Source organism: Mangrovibacter yixingensis (assembly GCF_020523985.1).
GTDB classification, from domain to species: Bacteria; Pseudomonadota; Gammaproteobacteria; order Enterobacterales; family Enterobacteriaceae; genus Mangrovibacter; species Mangrovibacter yixingensis.
Map to the genome: position 1 here is coordinate 39,044 of NZ_JAIVKM010000002.1, position 21,122 is coordinate 60,165.

Below are 21,122 nucleotides of genomic sequence, written 5' to 3' on the forward strand. Positions count from 1 at the left end.
ATTACTCGCTGAGGTTAATTTGTGTGTGATGTTCGATGTTGCCGTCCGGCCCGTCACCCGGGTCGATGTAGTCAGTATTGATGTCCATCCCGGTGAAAGTATCCAGTGCGTCCAGTTCTTCCTGCTGGCGGGTCATGTCTTCGGTGATTTCCCGGTCGCAGGTAAAATCAAACTGGTAATAAAGCCTGCCCCGGTCCATATCCAGTAGCTGCCCACCGGCATAAATAACAATGTCACTGCCTTCATCCGGGCGCATACCCAGCAGGGCCTTCCACAGGGCAAGCTTGACCTCTTCAACTGCATCATAAGAAGCCGCCTGGCCGCGCTGGTCACGGGAGTTATCCAGCACCACAATGACCGAGAACCCTTCCCGGATAACCTGCCAGTAGTCTGTCTGGCTTTTCTGCTCCAGTGCGGCATCTTCCAGTGGGACAACATAGGCTGCCGGCAGGCGCATTTTCCCGGTTTCCGGCAGGCCTTTAAATTCAGCGGCACCCGCCACATACCCACCAAACACCGGGCAACGCCCCCGAATGGCGCCAATAATCACCGACAGTTTCATTACCGTTTTTTCCTTTCTGGCCTGAGTGATTTTTTCAGCTCACGGCTGAGTAAATAACGCGTCCATGGCTGCCGGTTTTCCAGCACCTGGACCATAAAGTTATTGCGGGGAGCAATGCGCCAGCCACTGCCACCGGAAGCCCCACGGTGGTGGCGTTTTTGCCGCTTCGCACCACGGCGAACACCGTAGAACAGAAAGGCCGGGTAAAAATCGCCTTCAATCAGCCGGTTCCCTTCCCCTTTCTTCTGGTTCGGCGCGATCCGGACCATCAGCCCGGCACGGCGCTTTGATGCCCGTGGCACGTAATAGCCAATGGAGCGGGCCAGCCGCCCGGTCTGATACCCGGGGTTTTGCCCGGGAGTTGAAACAGCCCGCTTCATGACCAGCCGCCGGGCATCACGCATGTGGACCTGACCAATACGGATAAATGCCCGGCGCAACCTTGCCCGGTTGAACACCAGTTCTTGCGGTTGCTGAAAATCGACATGGAACACCGGTTTAGCCATACATAGTGTCTCCCGGCGTTTCTGCGCCCAGATCTTCACACTCCAGGAGCAGGTAACGCCGGGCCATATTTAAATCGCGGCAGCGGCGAATGGCGTACACCCTCCCGCTGTAAACCACCTCGTAATCAGAGGTCAGCCCGGCCCGGTAGCGCACGGTGAAATAGTGGGTAATGGCACTGTCAGTCTGGGCGGATTCATGCAGCACGGTGGCACTGACCTGCCGTACTTTTGCCCAGGCATACTGGCTGTTCTGGTATTCCGGCGTGTTGCCATAATCATCCGCCGGGATATCGGTACGCTGGCGTAGCAGAACCCGGCGGTTAAGTTCGCCGGGCTCAGGCAACTGGTAATCAATACTGGTTTGTGACTGGCGGTTTTTCATTGCGGAATAAACCTGTAGGGTCCGGCAATCCACTGATACGCCATGGGCGTTTCACTCTGTTCAAAATCAGAAACCGTGGAGCGGTGTTCATAAAAATGGGTGACCAGCATCAGCATCGCAAGACGCAGATCGTCCGGTACCACCAGCGCGGTTTCGTCTCCACCTTCCGGGATATCCGCTTCTGCCGCATAAAGATTACGGTTAAGAAATGTCGCCGTTCTGGCCTCAGCAGCTGCCCCGATCAGTGTCAGAAGCGCGTCTTCATCGGTATACGTTTCTTCCAGCCGGAGTTGCTGCCTGATAACAGGCAGAGAAAGAATGCTCATCGGTCACTCCACCGGGAGCCTGCGCTCCCGGTTTGATGGAAATTACTCTGCAACACCAATCTGCAGCAGTTTGATGGACTGCGAATCCGTCAGCATGCCGCCGGTGCGTTTGGTGGTGTAGAACCCGACAAAAGGCTTGTTGGTGTAGGGGTCGCGCAGAATACGTGTCCCGATACGGTCAACAATGGTGTAGCCGCGTTTGAAGTTCCCGAATGCAATCGCTTTGGCATCAGCCGCAATGTCCGGCATCTGCTCATTCTCGGCAACGGCGTAACCGGCCAGGGAGGACGGCTGGTTCAGCTCCAGACCGGGGCGCCACAGATAGTTGCCTTCACTGTCTTTGAGGATGCGCACGGCAAACAGGCTGTTGTTGTTCATCATGAACTTAGCCCCGTTGCGGTGAACCTTACGCAGGGTATAAATCAGTTTCACGATGGCATCCGCTGTTACCCCGGCAGCCGCCCCGGACAGAATATGTTGCAGGGTACCGAAGGCGCGGGTTTTATCCGGATCCAGAGAAGAGGCATAAGCCAGAAAGCCCTTGGGCTTTTTGGTCCCGTCACCACTGGTGAAGGCAATTTCTTCTTTCTCGGCAAACTCGGTCGCCAGCTCACTGTTGATCCAGTCTTCCACGTTAAAGAACGCATCATCCAGCATGGTCTGGGTGGCCTGAGGGTTGCCGTAGATTTCGCCCATAAAGGGTTCAATCTGCCCCAGTTTCGATGCGTCCGTTGCCGGACGGGCATCCGTTTCTCCTACCCAGCCAGAAGCCGTTCCGCCCAGGTTAACCAGTTTTTTGTAACTGGCCCCACCGACCGTAATGGTCGTGGCTTCCTGGCGCATCACCACTTCATCTTTCAGCAGGGTAAGAATGCTGCGGTCCAGATCTTCCGGTACGGCATAACCACCGTCTTCATCGTTGCCCACCTGCAGGGTTTTACGCTCCAGGTCGCGCAGCCCGTCATCACGGCCTTTGCGGACAAAATCCATAAAGGCCGCTTTATGCTCACCGGCCTCTTTGGTCTGCGTGGCGCCGCCAGGGCGTTTCAGTTGTTTCAGTTCGTCTTCCAGTGCAGATTTCAGGGAATCTAGTTCGGTCAGTTTCCCGTTCAGGGTATCCACCTGCCCGGCCAGCGCCGATTTTTCCTGCTCAACCGCCTCAAGGCGTTTGTCGTTTTTCTCGCGGAAGTCATTGAACTTCGCCTGCAGCTCCTGCGCGACCTGCTCAACGTCTTTAATTTCAACAGCCATATTCACTCCTGATTAAAAGGTGATGTTTTTAAGTGCATCCAGTGCGGCGTTCAGGCCACCGGCGTCACGCCGGGACAGTTCGCCATAGCCCCCGGCCATGAATGCTTTGGCCTGGGTGCGGGAGAGTCCAACATCGCGCAGGACCCGCTCGACAGTTTTCTGATCCGGCAGTTCACCACGGGCAAAAGCGCTCTTTACGCCACTCACCCGGGCTTCATCATTGGACGGGAAAGTCACCGGACTGACTTCCCACAGGTCAACATCCTTGAGGAGAAAGGCTTCTTTGGTCCGGTCGTACTCCCAGTCTTTCAGGACATAACCAATAGAAAGGCCGGTTAACGAACCGGCCTTCATGTGTGCATGCGCCCGACGCGCCAGGGGATCATCGTCAATCAGTAACCGTCCTTTGACGTAGAGCCCGACATCGTCCTCACGCATCTCGGTATAAATGCCAATCGGCTCGGACATCTGGTGCTGCCACAGCATCGAGGGCAGTGCGTTTTTGCTTTTCCAGCCCGCAAGCGAATTGCTGAATGCGCCGGGTACCACAATGTCATCGAAGCTGTCTTTCACCCCGAAAACGGAACCATAGCCTTCAAATTCCCCGGCATCGCTGACAGATTTCAGTTTCAGCGGCACATCCAGGCGTTGTTTAGTCAGCATGGTGATCACCTTCTTCCTGTTTTTTCTTGCTGCCATCAGAGGGTTTTGTGGTCATGTTCATGGGCGTCAGGTACACATCACCACCCGGTCGCGGGTTGCGATCCTCCAGTTCAAGGCAGTCATTCGGGGAGTACATGCCCCAGTTAATCGCCGTGGCATAGGCTTCAAAGCGCGATTTCATGTCACCCCGCAACAGAGCGCCCACGTTAAACTTGGCGTAATACGTGCCCTGCTTGCTGTCGCGCACCAGGCCAATATTGATGCGCTGCTCGATACGGGTGAGGTAAGGCACCAGGGAATAGTTGATAAAGCCCATCCCCAGTTCCTCAATGTTGTTGAAGGTGGCCCGGTCCGTGTTCTGCACCATATGCATGGGGACACGAAACAGGCGGCAGATTTCTTCAAGCTGAAATTTACGGGTTTCCAGAAACTGGCTGTCCTCGGCACTGAGCGCCATGGATTTCCAGTCGAGCCCCATTTCGAGGATCATCGGTTTATGGGCATTGGCCAGCCCCTGGTGCTTCGCTTCAAAATCCGCTTTAAGCCGGTTATAGGCGATATCACTCAGCTGCTGCTCAGTACGTAATACGCCGGACGTGACCGCACCATTCCCAAATAACCGGGCGCCATGCTCTTCGGTCGCCAGACCGAGTGAAATGGCCTCGCGGGCGTAGGCTATCGGGTTAAGCCCCACCAGCCCGTCCAGTGTCAGGATCCGCACATGCCAGATATCTTCCTGCCCCAGCACATCCGTGGAGCCATCGGGAAAGGTTACCCGGTAAACCGGCTGCCACTGGTTATTCAGTTTGGGGGTGACTGAACCCGGGTCGAGGGGGAGCAGTTCCACCACTTCGCCAAGGGCTTTCACCTTGTAGGCGTAGAAATTGCCACGCAGGCACAGACATAACACCACCAGCTCCCAAAACTCCTGGGGGGTCATGTAGTCATTAGGTTTCAGTGACAGCAGCTTATACAGGCGCTCACTGGTCGCCTTTTCTTTGCCCTTCCCCACTGAGCGGTACAGGCTGCAGGGCAACATACCAATGGATTCGGACAGGACACGGATACAGCCAAACACGGCAGTCAGCCGCATGGCTTTCTGGCTGCTTACCCGTTTCCCGGTATAGGTGTCCCAGGAATACCCCACATCCTCGGCCAGTGCGGCAGGCGTGGTCACCGGGGCATCCCCTTTCCGGAACAGGCCGGGGAAAAACATTATTCACCTCCCGCCGGGCCGGTACTGGTGGTGGATAAAAAGCGCGCTGTCAGGCAGGACCAGAGCAGGCACAACAGACCACCGGTGATGAAGCCTGCCGGGGGATAAATCAGCCATGCGCCATATGACAGCAACAGGGCCCCCAGCACGCCGATTAATGGCGTGAGTATCATCAGGATCATAAATGCCTCAGGTTAAAGTGAACGGATGCCGTAGGACTCGATACGGTCAGACAGGGTTTCTTCTTTTTCGTACAACATCGCCCGGCCGATGGTCATGATCATTGCCACGGCGCCGTCAATCTTGTTTTCGTTCTGCTCTTTGACGGGTTTCACCACATCGTCATTGCCTGGCAGAAACTTGCCGACCACATTGCTGATACACCAGGACATGATGGGGTTGCCGTCATGGTGAAAACGCCCGGACTCAATGGCGGCCTCCAGCTCCTTCGTCGGGTCGGACATATTGGTGTAGTTCTGAATGATGGTAATGGGCGACAGGTCTTCATCTGCCAGGTCATGAGACAGGCCGGTTGCCCCGAACGGGTCAATGGGCGACTCTGAAACCGGGTTGAGTTTGTTGGCGGCTTTGGCTTCTTCCAGAATATAGCGGTAATCCACCTCAGCCCCATCCGTGACCGTCAGCAATCCCATTTCCACCCATTTCTGGAAACGTTCAGCCGTGCGCCGGTCTTCACTGCGTTCAGTGCTGTACACCGTGTCATACGGCACCCAGAACCGTGGCGCCACACTGTAATAATGGGTTTTACCGTCAATCTCCCGGGTGAACAGCCTGGCCATACTGTTCATATCCAGCTTGCGCGCCAGGTCGAACCCCAGAATACAGGGTTGCCCTTCAAAACTTTCCAGCGTCAGGCTTTTATCCTCGCAACGCTGCCAGCTCACCTGGTTAAAATACGCCGCACGGGCCGCCACCCAGATATTCAGGTGTTTGGTTTTAAACACACCGGCCAGACGGGCATTATTGATGGCCCGCTGTTGCTGGCTCAGCAGAAAGTCACGGTAGACCGACACCCCCATATTCGGGTTGGCTTTTTCCAGTACCGCCGGGGAAGTCCAGTCGTCACCTTCATCAACGGTGTAAATCACACCAAGCAGTTCATCGTTCGGTACCGCCCCACTGAGCATTTCAATGACTTCGCGCCGCTTGTCGTAACAGGGGCCTTCAATGTTGTACCCGGCGGTTGTGATGGCCCACATCAGGGGCTGGCGCCGCGCCCCCATCCCGGTGAGCATGGTGGTGTACAGCGAGTCAGTGGGGTGTTCGTGGTATTCATCCACAATGGCACAGTGCGGTGAAGCACCGTCACCCGGGTTACCAATCAGGGGTTCAAAACGGGCGCCATCGCCGGGCCGGTTCAGGTTTGAGGCATTCACTTCAATGCCAAACGCCTCCACCAGCAGCGGAGTACGTTTACACATCAGCCGGGCCGGGCGAAACACTTCCCAGGCCTGTTTTTCCGTTGTGGCACCGGAATACACTTCCGCGCCAAACTCATCGTCACAGGTGAAACAAAACAGGGCCACACCAGCAGAAATAGCCGACTTGCCGTTTTTCCTCGGGATCTCGGTATAAACCTCGCGGAACCGGCGTAGTTTGGTACCCTTCTGCACCCAGCCAAATGCGCTGCAGACAATAAACAACTGCCAGGGCTCCAGCGTTATCGGCATCCGTTTGTAAGCCCACTCGCCTTTGGTATGGGGCAACAGCTGGATAAAACGCGCCGCCCGCTCGGCCAGGTCTTTGTCAAAGCGGTAACGAAACTTCTTCCCTTTCTCCGCCGCCAGATCATCAATATGGCGCTGGCAGGCCTGAATCACATACTGGCATGCCGGTTTCTTTCCACGAACGATATCGCGGGCGTACTGATTCGCGGCATTCACGTTCGGGTATGATTTACGGGTCATGGGGTGATCATCTTAAGAAAGGGGTTAGTGGTTTTCTTCTGCCCGGCCAGCCCCACCAGGCGCTGGCGGCTGCTCGGGTCCAGTCCCAGCATGGAGCCGGTGGAACTCATTTCGGATTCCTGCTCTTTTTTCGCCGTCAGTTCCGGGTTCTTAATCAGCCCACCCATTGCGCCGGTTATCGTATTGCCCTGGCTGGCAATGTTGCGCACTGAGCGCCGCCAGAACTCGTAGGCCACGCACCACCGTTCCAGTACAGCCAGGTCGGTGACACACAGCAGCCCCTGACCACATAACTCTTTGGTCGTCAGCTCCCACATAATGGCGGCCAGTTTCAGATCATCTTCGATAAACCATTCAGGCGGTGCCACACCCCTGATGGGTGTGAATGTCGGTTCCTCTTTATTCAGGGCTCGTTTGCCGGGGTTTCCGGCCAGCTCCTTGCGCGCCGTTGGCTTGGGGCGGCGCCCGGAACGCCCCTCCGTTCCAGCCATATGCGGCACTCCTGGTTAAATTTCATTTTTCGCGGGTATAAAAATTCAGGGGGGCGGGCAGTCCGGAAGGTGACAGGTGACAGAGATTTGACCCGCCCCTCCCCTGTGAGCCATCGGCCAGGGTGGTGTTACTTCAGGCGCTCACGCGCTGTTTTCGCTGCATGGCACGGCCAGCACAGGCTTTGCAGGTTTGAGTCTTCATCTGTTCCGCCCTGCGCCTTGGCAATGATGTGGTCGACACAGGACGCCTCAACTGCCCGGCCTTGTTTCAGGCAGGACTGGCACAGACCTTTATCACGGCGAAGAATGCGAGCCCGGATAACTTCCCACTTTGTGCCGTACCCACGCTGGTGGCGGGACTGCCCTGGCTTGTACTGTTTCCAGCCCTCGCTTTTGTGGTTTTCGCAGTAGCCAGAGGGATCAGTAGTGGTGTTGCGGCAGCCACGTTTGCGGCAGGCTTTTGGTGTACGAGATGGCATTGAGTATCCTTTTAGATGTGAGCCTGTCACATGGGACAGCCACCCGAGAAAACGCTTTCCTCAGGCTCACGACTGAAAGACTCTCGATTATTTAACTTATGAATAGTCCAACGAACCTCCCACTATAGTGGGGAGTTATATCATTAGACTAATGTAAAATTAAATTGTTTTAAATTGCTATTTTTTTATATTCTCGAAAGTAGCATCTACCATATTCTTCCCAAATTCGCCCATCTCTTTATACATCATTTTTAAAAAATTCACTGTATTGGCCGCTGGGCCTTCAAACGTCCATTTACACCCACTAAAATTACAATTAATTAAATTAAAAGTTTTCAACCCCTTAAATACTATTATGCAATCTTTGAAAGTACACTTTTCATAATGATTTCCATCCAGTTCAACGACAGAATTTTCAAACACACTTGAAATATATTTAATCATGTCAATTCAAATCCTTGCGTTGTATCAGCATCCTGAACATTATTACCGATAATTTTATTATTAGCTTGCATAAATCCCCTGTCGTCGTTGTAATCACTTGGGGCATAAAGCGCAACATGGTTGAAATTCAGTGTCACAAAAAAAAGCAGCACAAGAAGGCTTGGGAAAATCATTAGAAACCAAATATACGTACCCTGCTGCGTTCCATCAAGAAATGGCAACACTAGGTTGGCAGATACCTCAACTATCCCTGCAAAGATACCGATAATCGTTAACGGATTTTTTATGTGGTTTATTGCCGACAACGTCTATCCCTCCTAAGTATCATTTTCTGGATGGGATTATAACAGCAACTTGTAAAAAGAGCATTATCGCAGGCACTCAGTGAATACCTGCTGTAATGCCCGCTAAGCTATTCAAGAGAAACTCCCAGCGCTTCGAGAAATTCATTTTTTTCCGCTATGCGGCGATCAAGCTCATCAAGGACATATGGGCGGATATTCTCAATAAAAGTATCATCCTGATAGGCTGACTGAATAGTTATGCCAAGACCGGCACCACTGGCAATCATGTCGCGAACACGGTGTAATTCAGTAACCTGCTTCGAAACATGATATGCCTTACTGAGATACTTTATCTTCATGGGGCAGCCCTTAACCATGCTACCGTCCTGCGGTTTTGCTTCGCTCATAATTTCCTCGGTTATTTCAGACACTGCTGCCTGATGTAGTCCTGCAAGTAGTTCACTTGCCTGTAGATAGTGGCGATTCGCTCTCTGAGGGTGAAATAATTCCGTTGAGCGGAGTCTGTAAGTCTGGGGCTGGTTGCATCGCCCACGCTGCCGGAGGTGGGCGATCGGTCCTTGGTGCAGGTGGCGTTGATCTGCAACCGGCGTTTACCAGCAACAACATCGCGTTCAAGCTGCTCAATAGTGGCTTTCGCATCAGCCAGTTCTCCTGTGTATTTGGCATCAAGGGCTGCAACATCGCGCTGGCGAACCTGCATGTCTGAAATGGTTGAGTTCGCCAGGTTCAGTGACTGAGTGGCCTGGTCTCGCTGACTTTTATAAGTGATGGCGTTATTGCGGTAGTGGTCTACAAACCAGCCAAGAACTGCCACCAGCCCGAGAAGAACGATACAAACAACCGAAGTTACTCGGTTCATCAGTCTATCCCCCAACACGTCAGCGCTGATTCCTGGTCCCGCCGCGATACCTGACCGTAGCAGTTATTTGAACGGATACGGCAATCACTCCCGCCATCTTTAATCCACCAGCGAATCGCTTCGCAGGCACCTTTACGATCACCGGCATTGATGCGCCTGTAGAACGTGGACGGGAAACACTTCCCCGAGCCAATGTTGTACGGGCAAAACGAGGCGATCCCAGCTTTCTGTGGTTCAGTCAGGGTGACATGGATATTGCGCTCAACCCACGCCAGTGCTTTATCACGCTCCACGGCATTCACCTGGTCACATTTTGCCTGGGTTAACGTCATTCCTTTTCTAACCGGTTTGCCATCCACCAGCGTGGCACCACGGCAAATAGTCCAGATACCGGCACCGTCCTTGTAGGCATTCAGGTGATTACCTTCTTTCTCGTTCAGGAACTGGTCCAGGATAACTGAGGCTGGCGCACCGGCCAGTACCAGCGACAAAACAGCGGCACTGAGTTTGTAGCGCAGTTGAGGAGAAGCAGCCATTATTCACTGGTCTCCTTTAATGCATCAGCAACCACGCTGACTACGGCTGGACGTTCTGAGGATGGCTTATCACCCTCTTCCTCAAGATACTCACGTATCATGCTGGTGCGTTTTTCGTCTTCCTTCCTGCGCCGCCTGGCATCGATACGCCCGTTTACATAAGAGGCCAGAGAAATCACGACACCAATCAGGCCAAATATCATGTAAACGACATCCTGCGTGGTCAGCCCCAGTCCGGCGGCAATCGCGGCAAGCCACGCAAAGAACTGCGTGACAATGTTTCCGGGTTGGTCGTTCATTTTCATAGTCTCTCACCTCCGATTGAACGGGGTGCTGTGTGCGGGGGAAAGGATTCAGGCTCCCGGGCTTCATGGTTCACGGGTTATCTGAGATTGATACCCGGGGCCTGAAAATAGAAAAGCCACCCGAAGGTGGCTTTGTGTAGTTGGGAGGGAGGGTTAAAGGGCCTGGCTGTCAGCTATATCCTCATCCCCCCTTTCAAGTTGCAGCTTGGTCAACAATTCTTCGATTGCTGCTGCTGATGTTGTCAGTACTTTAGTATCAATAATACTGAAGTCTCTCCCCATTGAATGGGTCTCATCTGCTATTTCCCTTAGATGAATGGCCAGTGCCTGGTATTTGTTCAGATGCATACTTTAGCGCTTTCATTTCATCACTTAGTGAGTGATTTTTGATCATGTTTCAAAAATATCAAAACAAAATTTGCCTATATGTCAAATCGGCATTAACTACCATCAGGTGAATAACGTGGCTTCTAACCAGTCAAAATTGAAACAGCCAGATAACAATTAATCGTAACTAAAATTTTATTTCAGAAAAATCAACCAATCTGATCCGTACCACAAGGTCATATATCCATGGTGGTATGACCAACAAACTTATTTATTTCATTCCGGGTAATGACGAAGCGATCGGTGTCGAGTTCCACACCAATCCCCCTTCTGCCCAGCAAAGTCGCCGCCTTGATGGTTGAACCCGACCCCATAAAGAAATCAGCCACAACATCGCCAGGCCTGCTGCTGGCCTCAATTATCTGGCGCAACATATCCGCCGGTTTCTCACAGGGATGTTTGCCCGGGTAAAACTGTACCGGCTTGTGTGTCCAGACATCGGTGTAGGGTACGGCTGCAGAAACCGAAAACGGGCGTCGCAGGGCCTTGTACTCGTCCAGTAATTCCACATACCGGCGGCTTAATGCCTGGTACTCAACCACCAGCTGGTGGTGTGGTGTTTCCAGTTCCTGCCGTTGTTGTTTCACCCTGGCTATGTCGGAAAACAGCGCCTGCAGTTTCAGGTAATCCGCTTCGTTGGGTAACTGCCACTGACTGGCACCAAACCAGTGTGAGGCCATGTTTTTACCCGTAGCCGCCACAATCTGTTTTGACGTGACACCCAGTGAAGCCCGGGCATTGCGGAAGTAATCAATCAGCGGTGTCATGACGTGCCGTTTGGTGTCGTCACACTTCGCCGCATAGCCATCATCTTTCGGCTTATAGGGGCCGAGGTAGTGACCGGCAAACAGGATACGTTCAGTCGCCGGGAAATAGGCCCGCAGGCTTTCTTTGTTGCAGCCGTTCCAGCGCCCGGAGGGTTTGGCCCAGATGATATGGTTAAGCACGTCGAAGCGGTTACGCATCAGCAGTTCAATATCAGCCGCCAGGCGGTGCCCGCAGAACAGGTAAATACTGCCCGCCGGTTTCAGCACCCGCCAGAACTCCGCAAGGCACATATCCAGCCAGGCCAGGTAATCACTGTCCCCTTTCCACTGGTTGTCCCAGCCGTCCGGTTTTACCCGGAAATACGGCGGATCCGTACAAATCAGGTCAATGGAATTATCGGGAAGGGTTTTGATGTATTGAAGGCAGTCATCATTGACTAGCTCAATACTGTTTATTTTTACAGTATTTTTCATAGATCAGTAAGCGTAACTCTGGTAGGCTCACTGTGCTTTTGCGCGAAAGCAGTGGGCCGTGGTTCGCTTGTGACCTGCAAGCATGAGCGAATGGCTGGCCGGGTGCGCTAACACCCACCAGCCGCCCATTTCCACAGCAGAAAACTGCCATTACTGGCAGCGCGTAAACTTTCCGCCGTCTCCCTCGTTCTCTTTCACCATACCAGCCATAGACAACTGGGTCAGTATCAACTGGCAACGTGGCGAAGTAATACCCGTTATACGGGCAATATCATCAACACAGGTTCATTTATCTGACGGTAAAAAGTGAAGGACTGCGGCGGCGGTTTCTGTCATATCTTGCTGTTTTAGCATGATAATATTTCCGGTTACTGAGTGTAGGCACACAGATAACTCTGGTTGGCTATGCCAGCAAGGTAAGAATGCAGTTGTAATACCAGCAGCACATATAGTAACCACTGAAATAAATGAAAAAGGCCCGCCAAAGCGAGCCTTTATATAAATGGAGTAATTCGATGTTATGACTGGATATTCCAGAGCATAGCATTCCCATTATGGTTTTCTATAATTTTGGCAACAGGAGCGCTTCCAAAAGTATGCATATAGCTGTGGTGTATGGTTAATACCAAATCCTGAAGCACTTGATCTGCTTCTAGTTCAACTACTTTAAGTCCAATTCGCTGAGCTTTATCTAAGTGAATATGCCTTGAATGTGTGTATGTTGTCTGATGATTGTTTAACTCATCACATACATGCGAGGCTTTTTGCTCACTGTCCTGTTCACCAAGGAACATCCCAGACATAAGCCAGTCCTTAACTATATCATTTGCCCATCGAATCGCTTTCTCACACTCACCTATAATGGTGGGGTTCAATTTTTGCAGCGTAAATTGCCATACTTGAACTGCTTGGGGATTAGAGAAAATTTCCGTTCTAGCTCTATCCCATTCTTCGATAATAGCGTGGGTTGAAAATCCGTTAAACTGAGGATCAATTGGGCCTAGGTTAGACTGCTTACCCATAACTATCTCTTTAGCACAACAGGCAAGCATTGTACCACATGACATTGAAATCATTGGAACAATGGCACGTATATTAGTGCCAAATTTTGATCGTAAATAATGACCAATAGACTCAAGTGCGGCTATATCCCCTCCCGGGGTATGCAGTATCAGGTCTAGCCCTTTCTTTGGATCTAACCCATTAATAGCAGTCATCAACCCATTTTTATCATCATCAGTCATCTGAAGGAGATGACGTATATTATCACCTCCCTTTTGAAGGAAACCGGAATAATAAGATATTACATTTCTTCCGGTATGCTTTGATAATTTTTTCAGATACTTACGGCGAACTTCATCCATTGGACTACGCTGAGAAAGAGCCGTCATCTCTCCCAGCACGTCGCTCCAGTTTGGCATAAGGTATCAGTATGAATATAAGGGTTTATTTGCAGCATTGTTAGAATCACTGCTCTTGGCTGTGCCTTGAGAATACCAAACACCTGTGTTACTGGCAGACCCTGGCTGCTGAGCGAAAACACGTTGTACGAATGAATCCGCATTCTCTCCAACCATCATTTCTGCTTGTTTTATGCCATACGTCTCATATAACTGTGCTGGGCTCATTGTGTCGACTCCTTATTTATCACCATATGTAGTAGCAATTGCATTTTTAAGGACTACATATAGACATTTAGCTGTGTTCCAGAAACTGAATGAGCCCCAAAAGGAGGCTCAATATGAATTTTTATACTCTATGTGGATAAACTATAGCGACTTATCCACAGAGTATACAATCCGAAAATAGCAAAAAGCGCACAATTCCATCAAAAAAAAAGACACAAAAAAACCCCGCAAATGCGAGGTTCGTTTTACCGGCTAACGGTAGATACACAATGCCCATCGTTAAGAAAATCCTAACCATTATTTTTGAATATTGCAAGCATCATGCAGACAAAATTCACAATAATGTTGCTATCGTGTGACTTTCTTCAATTGTTGTTCTGCGTATGTTTCTTCCTGCCAGCACTTCGTAACCAACATATTGATTACTGATGCGTAGCCGCTGTACCACTGATAACTCGTTAGATCCGGAACCAGTTTTTCAATCACTGCTTTAGCCAGTGTCGTTGGTACCCGACTGTAGCGATTGCCGTTACAACGCCCACAGACTTTCATGGTTGGGACACCAATCAACTTGGTTCGCTTCTCATCCAGAACGGTGCCCTTTCCTTTACACCCACGGCAGGCTGTACTGACTTCACCTTTACCATCACAGTGGGAGCAAAGTATTTCCACTTCCTCGCGGCGAACTGTGGGTTCTACACCTTTTACGCCAGGGTGTTTCACCACATCTCGCATCGTCCGGATCACGCCTTTCCCTTGGCAATGTGGGCATTCGCTTTTACTGGCTGCGGAACGTGAATAATCGGCATAGGCAAACTTAACCAGACAATCCACAATCTCCAGCCGGGTGGATTCTGTCAGCTTGTTCAGTACCGGATTATCAAGTGCCATCGCATAATTCGTTAAACTGTCAATGGCTGGCTGCGGATCCTGAATCCCCATTTTTGCCAGGAAGAGGTTAAACCCGAGTGGCGCTTTTGACTGAACCATGCCCTGAGCCGCCATCACATCAGTAATGGTGAGGGATGCGCTCCCGGTGGCCGGAGTCTCATCATTCAGTTTTGGTGATTTCGGTGAGTAAAATTTCGGTAATGCTTCCAGATTCATACGTATTCTCCACTTAAGCCAGAACGCCAGTTGCCAGCGCACGGTCAATAAAACGAAACCACAGAACCAGCTGGCTCCCGTACTTTTCCTCAAATGCCACGGTATCGGCGTGTAACTCGTCGTGGTGCGCCCTGCACAGCGGTATCACGAATAAGTCATGCGCCTTGGTTGCCATCCCACCCTGCCCGTGGCCGATAATGTGGTGGGGGTCGTCTGCGGGTTTACGGCAGCATTCGCAGGGCTGCGATTTTGCCCACTTCGTAAATTTTTGGTTTACCCAGCGCCTGCGCTTTGGGCGCAGCATGAAGGATTCCGGTGTTTCCGGGTCAACCGCCAGAGTAAGCACCGGTTTTACATGTTCCTCTATCACGCTGGTGGCCGGTACCGAAGGAATCAGGTCACATTCGCGGTAAACGGATTTGATGGGCTCCACCTGCCAGCCCAGTGCCTGTTCTGCCATTGGCTCAGGGAATGCCTCAAATACACGCTGGCGAACAGCCCACCAGCAAAGCTCAGGCAGTGTGAGTGTGTGGCTTTCATCAAAGTGAAGCGCTGCCCTGGCTTTATCCACTACCCACTCAACCACGTTTTTCCTGGCGATATCGGTAAGTGCCTTAAATGACTGATCGCGAAACTGGGTGTCGCAGTGCCAGCACAGGCGTAATGCGCCTTCGGCTTCTCTGCGGGTGGTTATCTCATGGTGGTGATAGTCACCCTCGCCCCACTGGCAGGTGTTCCCGTTCATCAGCAGCCAGGCCTCAAGGGCGCTGATGCCCCCGGCAGCCTGAATAACGCGTTCATCAAGAAAGAAACGAAGCAGGTACGGATCTTCCGTGAGTGGTTGCCTTACTGGCGGTACCAGGCCGGTGGGCAAATCTGCCATATCGGCGGGCTCATGCTCCACCAGCACACGGCCACGGGAAAAGAGTGGCATCAGCTCTGGTCCGGGGCGTAACAGCACAATGCCCATTTGCCGGGCGATATCAGGTGTTAACAGTGCCCTCATGCTGCGGATCCCTTCATCACATGTTCAATCCACAACCCGCTAACCCATTTAACGCCTTTTGCCGTGAAGCGCGCCTGGCTGAATGCGTGGTTGGATGCCTGCGAGGTGCCGGTTTTTACCTCAAAGCGACCAAGGGCAATGTGCTGATGGTGTGGTGTCAGTGTGCCACCCAGCCGGTACATGATGTTATTGTCCAGGAGAAACAGCCGGAAATCTGGCTCTTTGGCATTCAGCAACTTTGCCACCTGGCGGAATGACATCGAACCACTGGCAGTACAGTAGCGATCCACAAACTCCACTTTGGGCGCCGCGGCTTCTAACTTCTCTGCCAGTTGTTGTTTTTCTTCCGCCAGGTCAGCAGCAAGACGCAGGGCTTCAGGGAGCGACTGTGGTACCGGCGATTTCTTTGTCTCTTCCAGCTCGAGCCAGCGATCAATAACCCGTTTACGCAGCACAACGTTGTAGCCAGACACCAGTGTCAGGCATAAATCACGCGGCAGGTGATAGCATGGATATGAGCGGCCACGGTCATCCCGGTAATCTCCCGAAAACTGGGGAGATTGAATTTCGAGCTGTAGCAATATGTTGCGGATGTCAGCCATAACATGGTCATGTCGTTTCTCACACAGGCCAGCAATTTCCAGACTGGACATGGCTGGGAAACCCGGATCATTAATAACATTCATTAAACTGCTCATACGCTCTCCACTGTTCAGACGGCTGCACCCGCCGGTTTGTACAGACTTATCGTGATTTCAACTTTCCCGCCCTTCACTACCGGCCCCCACTCAATCAGCATCTTTTTAACCTGGCTGTCGTCCTCCCATACCCCGGCATGAGTCAGGGCATCGAACAGGGCCTTGTTGTAGTTATCCAGGTCACGGCGCTGGTTATTCGGCGGGAACAAAACGATTTCAACCTCTGCCAGCTCGCTGGATGGCTTTGGCAAACGGCGTAACTGTTCAATGATGGCGGTACAGGCTGCACTCTGATATTTACGGCCCTCGGCACTGACCAGGATACGGCCAGCCATTGGCCCTTTGTTCGGTGAGCGCCAGTAGGCGTTAACGCTGGGTGGGAATGGTAAGATAAGCTTCATGACCGGAATCCCTCCGGAACCTGGCTGTAATCAGTACCGGCATAACTGCCTTTGAAAGTGTCCACCCGACCAGTCGGCGATATGGCACCCGGTATCTGCCATTTGCCGTTGATGCATGCCGGGCGCCCGGCTTCATCCCACTTCATGGCTTTCTGGTGGTACTCCTGGAAGTTCTCCGGCCCAAACAGCGTTTTGGGGCGCAGGTAATCACACATTTTCGGGTCATCCAGCCATTTCGCCGTGGCGTAGTCCGTCACGCGGATCAGGTCTTCCGCCGTGAACATGTCCGCCAGGCGACCACGGATATACCCCATGGTGGTTTTGCCATCGCGATAGCTGGATTTGGTTACCTGGTTGAAATGATCCAAAACGGCAGTGGCCGGATCATCAGGCGTGTTGTCGGGTTGCCCGGCAACCTGACAAGAGGATTTTTTATCCTGTGTAATCTCCTGAGTATTCTCTGTGTAATCTCCTGTAAGAAAGTTTGCAGGGATCGCCCCTTCTTGCTTGAGGGATTCCCCCTTACTGGTTTGCGGTGGTTCCGCATTCTTGTTTGCGGGAATTCCACAATCTTGTTTGCGGGAATGCACCAATCCAGATTGCGGGGGTTCCACATTCTGGAAATCCCCCATTCTGGTTTTATCCTTGCTTACCTGCTTCACTGGCTTGATTGTCTCAACCAACAATTCTTCAAGGCGCTCAACATTGACCCGGTAGTGCATCGTTGCCGGTACACCACGACGATCCTCATCTAACACACCCAGCGCCACCAGACGTTTGCGGGCAGTCTCCTGTTCATCCCTTGTAAGTGCTGTTTCGCTGGTAATATCGGCCTGAGTTTTATACATCCAGCCGCCATTCATACGGTTATGCCAATAGACCATCTGGGAAAGGAACACAGCCGCAACTGGACCAGCCTTAACCTTCCCTGCTTTCAGCTTTGCAAAAGCAGGGTTGTAAGCGATTGGCCTGTCTAATAACCTAATCAAATCACTCATCAATCGCCTCTTAAGTGCTCGGGAACGGCTATTGTGTAGCCGCTTGCTGGTGTTCCCATCTGTAAACCCAAATTGCGCTTACAAATGAATCCTTCCTCGGTTAAAAAATTAATGGCAGTAATCAGTTCACTCGATGAACAGCAACAAAACTCACGTAATCTCTTATCTGTAATTATTTTTTCTTTTCCGCCATCACCACTACCTGTTACCTGAATAGACAACATGATTAAGCGGTGTAATGGGTTTTTGAATGGGTAATCAAACACGATATCTAAGTCAGTCATGAGCTTTTCCTTCAGGTTTCCGATGGTTGTTATCTACAACCACACTACCTGATACCAACCACTCAGGAGTCCACTCTTTTAAACTTTTCCCTGAACCGCTCAACGGGCTGCATGCACTCATGCGGGTAGCCCTGGCGCATGAAAATGACCTGCTGTTTTTCCCGGTCGTAACCAATGACATGGACAAGGAAACCTCGTGGGTCTTTGTACTGGCGGTCAAGTTTCTGCATAACGCTCTGGCCCTCCGGGAGTACACACCCACAATTGATGCCGCCCTGCTGTGGTTACATGCCACCCAGCGCCCTGATACCATCCGTTCATACCGAAACAACGTGGTTCCCGGCACAGGGATTCCCCGCAGTTGCGGTAAGCGGCTGTTAGCCGTTAAACTGTTCATGCGTTAGTTTCTCCACGAATACGACACGCCAGGGCGCCCGGAGCTGCACACTCGCGGGCGCCACTTTCTTCCGGCTCACAGAAAATCCGGAATAACAGCGTTAAGTGTTCCTGCCACTTCGCCATAACCTGGTAGCTGTTCTCGTCAATCTGCTGCTTCTCTGTGGCATCAATAACACCGTCTTCCGTGGCTTTACGCAGATAAGCTGAGTGCTTACCAATCCACTCTATGGACTCCATCAGGCGTTGGTTGATATCGCCGTTATCCACTTCTTCCAGCTCCACCAGCGGAACATTCACGCTGTTTGAATTGTGCGAAACGGCATCGGCGATGTACTTCGTACCACTGGCCTGCTGTAGCACCATGGCCCACCCCATTGGGAAAACCTGGTCACCATCAGTACGCAGGCGGTTGAACAATGCGTTTTCTGTTACGTCCAGCCATTCAGCAGCCTCGGCGTACCCACCAGGCAATGCCGCGATAGTTCGTTTGATTGCAGCCACCAGCCAGGTTGGCTGTTTTTCGACTTTCCAGTGTTGCTTACCCACGGTTAACCCCTTCTTTCTGTGGTTACGTCTATGCCGCTGACCTGCTAATTTTGTTGTAAAGCTCAGGGCGAAATACCAACTTACCTTTGGTTCTAATTTCAGCCTCGGCGGCTCTTCCTTTTGGAATCAACCCACCAGGACGCTTTCTCCATTGATAGAAAGCCTCTGGCGAGACGCCGAAGAAGTCAGCAGCCTTATTTGGCGTACCGAAAAACGCTTCTAACTCTGTCGTTGTCATACATCCTCCTAAGTTAACTTAGATATTATTGTCTAATTTATTTTTGGTCAATTAAAACTAAGATAACTTAGGTTTCTCTACTGGAAGATTTCTCGTGGGTACACTCGGTTCGCGAATAAGGTCCTTGAGAAAGGACAGAAAACTGACCCAAGTCCAATTAGGAAAAATTGTCGGTGTTTCTGACGTGACGGTTGGCTATTGGGAAAAAGATCAAAACCAGCCAGGTGGTGTTTCGCTAACCAAGCTGGCTAAGTTTTTCGGTGTTTCAGAAGGTTTTCTGGTCACAGGAAAAGAAGAAAAATCCAATGTGGATACAGCATCACTCGGTGCAATGCGTGTGCCAGTCATAAGTTGGGTGCAAGCAGGAGGCTGGACCGGGGAAAGCGATGCCACCAATCTTGAAGGAACACTCGAGTACGTGCTAACGACAGACGCACATTCACTAGGGACCTTTGCCCTAAGAGTGAAAGGCAAATCTATGGAGCCAGACTTCAGGGAGGGCGACACCATAATAGTTGATCCTGAGCTTGCCCCGGGTCCCGGTGACTATGTTGTTGCAAAGAACGGGGGTAATGAAGCGACCTTCAAAAAATACCGTTCCCGGGGTGTAACGGAAAGCGGAGAGGATGTATTCGAACTCGTCCCATTAAACCCTGATTTCGCTACACTTGACTCATCAAGAGAAAGAATTCTCATCATCGGCGTAGTTGTTGAACACCGCCGTACGATGCGCCACTAATCACTTCCCTCCTCAGTCAGATGATGAAAAACTAATTTTATTTAGATTTTCATCTTGACCAATAATCTAAGTTAATTTAGATTTTAATCATCAACAGAATCTAAGTTTTTAGCATATTTGTTGATATCGCAGACTGACAAGTCACCTCCCTGTTCTGGCGGCCCGGCTTCTCTTGATGGTCGGTAACCGCCAGCTTTTTCAGGGAAACAAAAAGCGCCCACTGGACGCTTCGCTCTTTAACAATCTGGATATTCCCAACAAAATCAGGAGGTATCTCTATGATCATTTTTACTGCACTGATTCACCCGAATGGTTTTTTTGTTAATGCAGACCAACAAAATGACTTCTGGGTATTTTTCAGTAATAAAGTGGGCTGGGGACGCTTCACTATGGTTAAACCCAATAGTGAGTTCACAGATGGCGGAGCGCTGTTTGAATTATGTGAAATGCGTCCGGCAAATGCTCCAACCCCTTACCCAACAGTTGAAGCGTCAGATGTTTTATGGCGTCGGAAGGAAGCGATCGCAGCTGAGATAGCAATTTCTTCTTATCTTCAGGAGTCGCGGAACCAGATGAGTTAATAATCTTCTCCAACTCATCGAGAGTTTCACCATGCAGCTGGATGGTAAGAACATTGATAATTGCACCTAATCCACCATCATCACGAATAAAATCAATCCCCTTAGCTGTAATTTCAAGACGGTTAAGGTTAATTACATAATCATTTATACCTTTTTTGATACCACTGACGATCAAGTCATGCCCTTCTAAATACAAAAGGTTGGCAGCTATTGCATCTTCGCTGCCAAAACTATCTTGCAGTTTTTGGAATACATCCGGCTCAATTGGATTTGGTGAGGCCTCGTAAAGGACCTGTAACAACTGGCGTTGAAGCCCTCGATCAAACTTATCCATCTATCTATCCATGCTGTTGTAGGAATATCCAGATTAGCTGAATCCTGATAGCTGGGAAATGACCTGAGTGTGGTTACAAACAGGAAAAATATACCTGTAATCCACCAGCTTTTTCAGGGCGCAGGAGTCTGGTGTTTATCCATGACCCCAGACCACTGCGAAGGAACGCAAATGCTGTGTAGACCTTTGGCGGTACCAGATCTTCAACCCAACACCAGGAGGATGAAGATAGTGTTCTGACTGGTACCGCAATTTTTTACACAACACACAAGGGCATCACCG

31 protein-coding genes and 1 pseudogene are annotated in these 21,122 nt (G+C 51.1%); 1 reads left to right on the forward strand and 31 read right to left on the reverse strand.

Annotation, left to right across the window (positions count from 1 at the left end; all coding sequences use genetic code 11):
- Position 1: 1 nt before the first annotated feature.
- The 30 genes and pseudogenes from LC084_RS10785 to LC084_RS10935 form a co-directional block, all read right to left on the reverse strand.
- Complete coding sequence (locus tag LC084_RS10785; RefSeq protein WP_226571248.1) at positions 2 to 562, reverse strand: phage tail terminator protein; 561 nt, start codon at positions 560 to 562, stop codon at positions 2 to 4.
- On the reverse strand, positions 562 to 1,068 hold the full coding sequence (locus LC084_RS10790) for a hypothetical protein (RefSeq protein ID WP_226571249.1): 507 nt from the start codon (positions 1,066 to 1,068) through the stop codon (positions 562 to 564). The genes LC084_RS10785 and LC084_RS10790 overlap by 1 nt, the downstream gene beginning before the upstream one ends.
- Positions 1,061 to 1,450, reverse strand: coding sequence for a phage head closure protein (locus LC084_RS10795; protein WP_226571250.1), 390 nt, complete (start codon positions 1,448 to 1,450; stop codon positions 1,061 to 1,063). The genes LC084_RS10790 and LC084_RS10795 overlap by 8 nt, the downstream gene beginning before the upstream one ends.
- Positions 1,447 to 1,776, reverse strand: a complete 330-nt coding sequence (locus LC084_RS10800; RefSeq protein ID WP_226571251.1) for a head-tail connector protein — start codon at positions 1,774 to 1,776, stop codon at positions 1,447 to 1,449. Before LC084_RS10800 ends, LC084_RS10795 begins: the two co-directional genes overlap by 4 nt.
- 42 nt (positions 1,777 to 1,818) lie before the next feature.
- Positions 1,819 to 3,027, reverse strand: coding sequence for a phage major capsid protein (locus LC084_RS10805; RefSeq protein WP_226571252.1), 1,209 nt, complete (start codon positions 3,025 to 3,027; stop codon positions 1,819 to 1,821).
- Between the two features lie 12 nt (positions 3,028 to 3,039).
- The gene (locus tag LC084_RS10810; RefSeq protein ID WP_226571253.1) at positions 3,040 to 3,690 is read right to left on the reverse strand and encodes an HK97 family phage prohead protease; all 651 of its coding nucleotides are present in this window, start codon (positions 3,688 to 3,690) and stop codon (positions 3,040 to 3,042) included.
- Positions 3,680 to 4,906: a phage portal protein gene (locus tag LC084_RS10815; RefSeq protein ID WP_226571254.1), complete on the reverse strand. Its 1,227-nt coding sequence runs from the start codon at positions 4,904 to 4,906 to the stop codon at positions 3,680 to 3,682. The genes LC084_RS10810 and LC084_RS10815 overlap by 11 nt, the downstream gene beginning before the upstream one ends.
- Complete coding sequence (locus tag LC084_RS10820) at positions 4,906 to 5,088, reverse strand: hypothetical protein (protein ID WP_110028250.1); 183 nt, start codon at positions 5,086 to 5,088, stop codon at positions 4,906 to 4,908. Before LC084_RS10820 ends, LC084_RS10815 begins: the two co-directional genes overlap by 1 nt.
- 12 nt (positions 5,089 to 5,100) lie before the next feature.
- The gene (locus LC084_RS10825) at positions 5,101 to 6,834 is read right to left on the reverse strand and encodes a terminase large subunit (protein WP_226571255.1); all 1,734 of its coding nucleotides are present in this window, start codon (positions 6,832 to 6,834) and stop codon (positions 5,101 to 5,103) included.
- Positions 6,831 to 7,325 (reverse strand): phage terminase small subunit P27 family, encoded by a 495-nt coding sequence (locus LC084_RS10830; protein ID WP_226571256.1) that lies wholly within the window; start codon positions 7,323 to 7,325, stop codon positions 6,831 to 6,833. The genes LC084_RS10825 and LC084_RS10830 overlap by 4 nt, the downstream gene beginning before the upstream one ends.
- 128 nt (positions 7,326 to 7,453) lie before the next feature.
- Entirely contained in the window at positions 7,454 to 7,804 is a 351-nt protein-coding gene (locus LC084_RS10835; protein WP_226571257.1) for an HNH endonuclease, read from the reverse strand.
- Positions 7,805 to 7,981: 177 nt separating this feature from the next.
- On the reverse strand, positions 7,982 to 8,248 hold the full coding sequence (locus LC084_RS10840) for a hypothetical protein (RefSeq protein WP_226571258.1): 267 nt from the start codon (positions 8,246 to 8,248) through the stop codon (positions 7,982 to 7,984).
- Positions 8,245 to 8,553 (reverse strand): hypothetical protein, encoded by a 309-nt coding sequence (locus tag LC084_RS10845; RefSeq protein WP_226571259.1) that lies wholly within the window; start codon positions 8,551 to 8,553, stop codon positions 8,245 to 8,247. Before LC084_RS10845 ends, LC084_RS10840 begins: the two co-directional genes overlap by 4 nt.
- Positions 8,554 to 8,660: 107 nt before the next feature.
- Positions 8,661 to 8,939 carry a hypothetical protein gene (locus tag LC084_RS10850; RefSeq protein WP_226571260.1) on the reverse strand — a complete coding sequence of 93 codons (279 nt, stop codon included), beginning with the start codon at positions 8,937 to 8,939 and terminating at the stop codon, positions 8,661 to 8,663.
- Positions 8,940 to 8,950: 11 nt separating this feature from the next.
- Positions 8,951 to 9,412: a lysis protein gene (locus LC084_RS23205; RefSeq protein WP_264193495.1), complete on the reverse strand. Its 462-nt coding sequence runs from the start codon at positions 9,410 to 9,412 to the stop codon at positions 8,951 to 8,953.
- Complete coding sequence (locus tag LC084_RS10865; protein WP_226571263.1) at positions 9,412 to 9,948, reverse strand: lysozyme; 537 nt, start codon at positions 9,946 to 9,948, stop codon at positions 9,412 to 9,414. The genes LC084_RS23205 and LC084_RS10865 overlap by 1 nt, the downstream gene beginning before the upstream one ends.
- Entirely contained in the window at positions 9,948 to 10,253 is a 306-nt protein-coding gene (locus LC084_RS10870; RefSeq protein WP_226571264.1) for a hypothetical protein, read from the reverse strand. The genes LC084_RS10865 and LC084_RS10870 overlap by 1 nt, the downstream gene beginning before the upstream one ends.
- A 153-nt stretch (positions 10,254 to 10,406) precedes the next feature.
- On the reverse strand, positions 10,407 to 10,601 hold the full coding sequence (locus tag LC084_RS10875; RefSeq protein WP_226571265.1) for a hypothetical protein: 195 nt from the start codon (positions 10,599 to 10,601) through the stop codon (positions 10,407 to 10,409).
- A 215-nt stretch (positions 10,602 to 10,816) separates the two neighbouring features.
- Positions 10,817 to 11,881: a DNA-methyltransferase gene (locus LC084_RS10880; RefSeq protein WP_226571266.1), complete on the reverse strand. Its 1,065-nt coding sequence runs from the start codon at positions 11,879 to 11,881 to the stop codon at positions 10,817 to 10,819.
- Between the two features lie 150 nt (positions 11,882 to 12,031).
- A pseudogene (locus LC084_RS10885) lies at positions 12,032 to 12,235 on the reverse strand (DprA-like winged helix domain-containing protein).
- Between the two features lie 164 nt (positions 12,236 to 12,399).
- Positions 12,400 to 13,284 (reverse strand): SDH family Clp fold serine proteinase, encoded by an 885-nt coding sequence (locus LC084_RS10890; protein WP_226571267.1) that lies wholly within the window; start codon positions 13,282 to 13,284, stop codon positions 12,400 to 12,402.
- Positions 13,285 to 13,857: 573 nt separating this feature from the next.
- Positions 13,858 to 14,616: an antitermination protein gene (locus LC084_RS10895; protein WP_226571268.1), complete on the reverse strand. Its 759-nt coding sequence runs from the start codon at positions 14,614 to 14,616 to the stop codon at positions 13,858 to 13,860.
- Between the two features lie 13 nt (positions 14,617 to 14,629).
- Positions 14,630 to 15,622 carry a DUF968 domain-containing protein gene (locus LC084_RS10900; RefSeq protein ID WP_226571269.1) on the reverse strand — a complete coding sequence of 331 codons (993 nt, stop codon included), beginning with the start codon at positions 15,620 to 15,622 and terminating at the stop codon, positions 14,630 to 14,632.
- On the reverse strand, positions 15,619 to 16,320 hold the full coding sequence (locus tag LC084_RS10905; protein ID WP_226571270.1) for a phage antirepressor KilAC domain-containing protein: 702 nt from the start codon (positions 16,318 to 16,320) through the stop codon (positions 15,619 to 15,621). Before LC084_RS10905 ends, LC084_RS10900 begins: the two co-directional genes overlap by 4 nt.
- Before the next feature lie 14 nt (positions 16,321 to 16,334).
- Complete coding sequence (locus tag LC084_RS10910; RefSeq protein WP_226571271.1) at positions 16,335 to 16,721, reverse strand: RusA family crossover junction endodeoxyribonuclease; 387 nt, start codon at positions 16,719 to 16,721, stop codon at positions 16,335 to 16,337.
- The gene (locus LC084_RS10915; protein ID WP_226571272.1) at positions 16,718 to 17,719 is read right to left on the reverse strand and encodes a conserved phage C-terminal domain-containing protein; all 1,002 of its coding nucleotides are present in this window, start codon (positions 17,717 to 17,719) and stop codon (positions 16,718 to 16,720) included. The genes LC084_RS10910 and LC084_RS10915 overlap by 4 nt, the downstream gene beginning before the upstream one ends.
- A complete protein-coding gene (locus LC084_RS10920; RefSeq protein ID WP_226571273.1) occupies positions 17,719 to 18,003 on the reverse strand; it encodes a transcriptional regulator in 285 nt (94 codons plus the stop codon). Before LC084_RS10920 ends, LC084_RS10915 begins: the two co-directional genes overlap by 1 nt.
- A 62-nt stretch (positions 18,004 to 18,065) precedes the next feature.
- Positions 18,066 to 18,233, reverse strand: coding sequence for a DUF4222 domain-containing protein (locus LC084_RS10925; RefSeq protein WP_226571274.1), 168 nt, complete (start codon positions 18,231 to 18,233; stop codon positions 18,066 to 18,068).
- Positions 18,234 to 18,396: 163 nt separating this feature from the next.
- Complete coding sequence (locus tag LC084_RS10930) at positions 18,397 to 18,948, reverse strand: YmfL family putative regulatory protein (RefSeq protein WP_226571275.1); 552 nt, start codon at positions 18,946 to 18,948, stop codon at positions 18,397 to 18,399.
- Between the two features lie 28 nt (positions 18,949 to 18,976).
- Positions 18,977 to 19,186 (reverse strand): Cro/CI family transcriptional regulator, encoded by a 210-nt coding sequence (locus LC084_RS10935; protein ID WP_064601299.1) that lies wholly within the window; start codon positions 19,184 to 19,186, stop codon positions 18,977 to 18,979.
- A 94-nt stretch (positions 19,187 to 19,280) separates the two neighbouring features.
- On the opposite strand from LC084_RS10935, the gene LC084_RS23295 reads away from it, so the two are divergent.
- Complete coding sequence (locus tag LC084_RS23295; RefSeq protein WP_064601300.1) at positions 19,281 to 19,925, forward strand: LexA family protein; 645 nt, start codon at positions 19,281 to 19,283, stop codon at positions 19,923 to 19,925.
- Between the two features lie 411 nt (positions 19,926 to 20,336).
- Here LC084_RS23295 and LC084_RS10945 read toward each other — a convergent pair whose 3' ends face one another.
- Positions 20,337 to 20,840, reverse strand: coding sequence for a hypothetical protein (locus tag LC084_RS10945; RefSeq protein WP_226571276.1), 504 nt, complete (start codon positions 20,838 to 20,840; stop codon positions 20,337 to 20,339).
- Positions 20,841 to 21,122 lie beyond the last annotated feature (282 nt).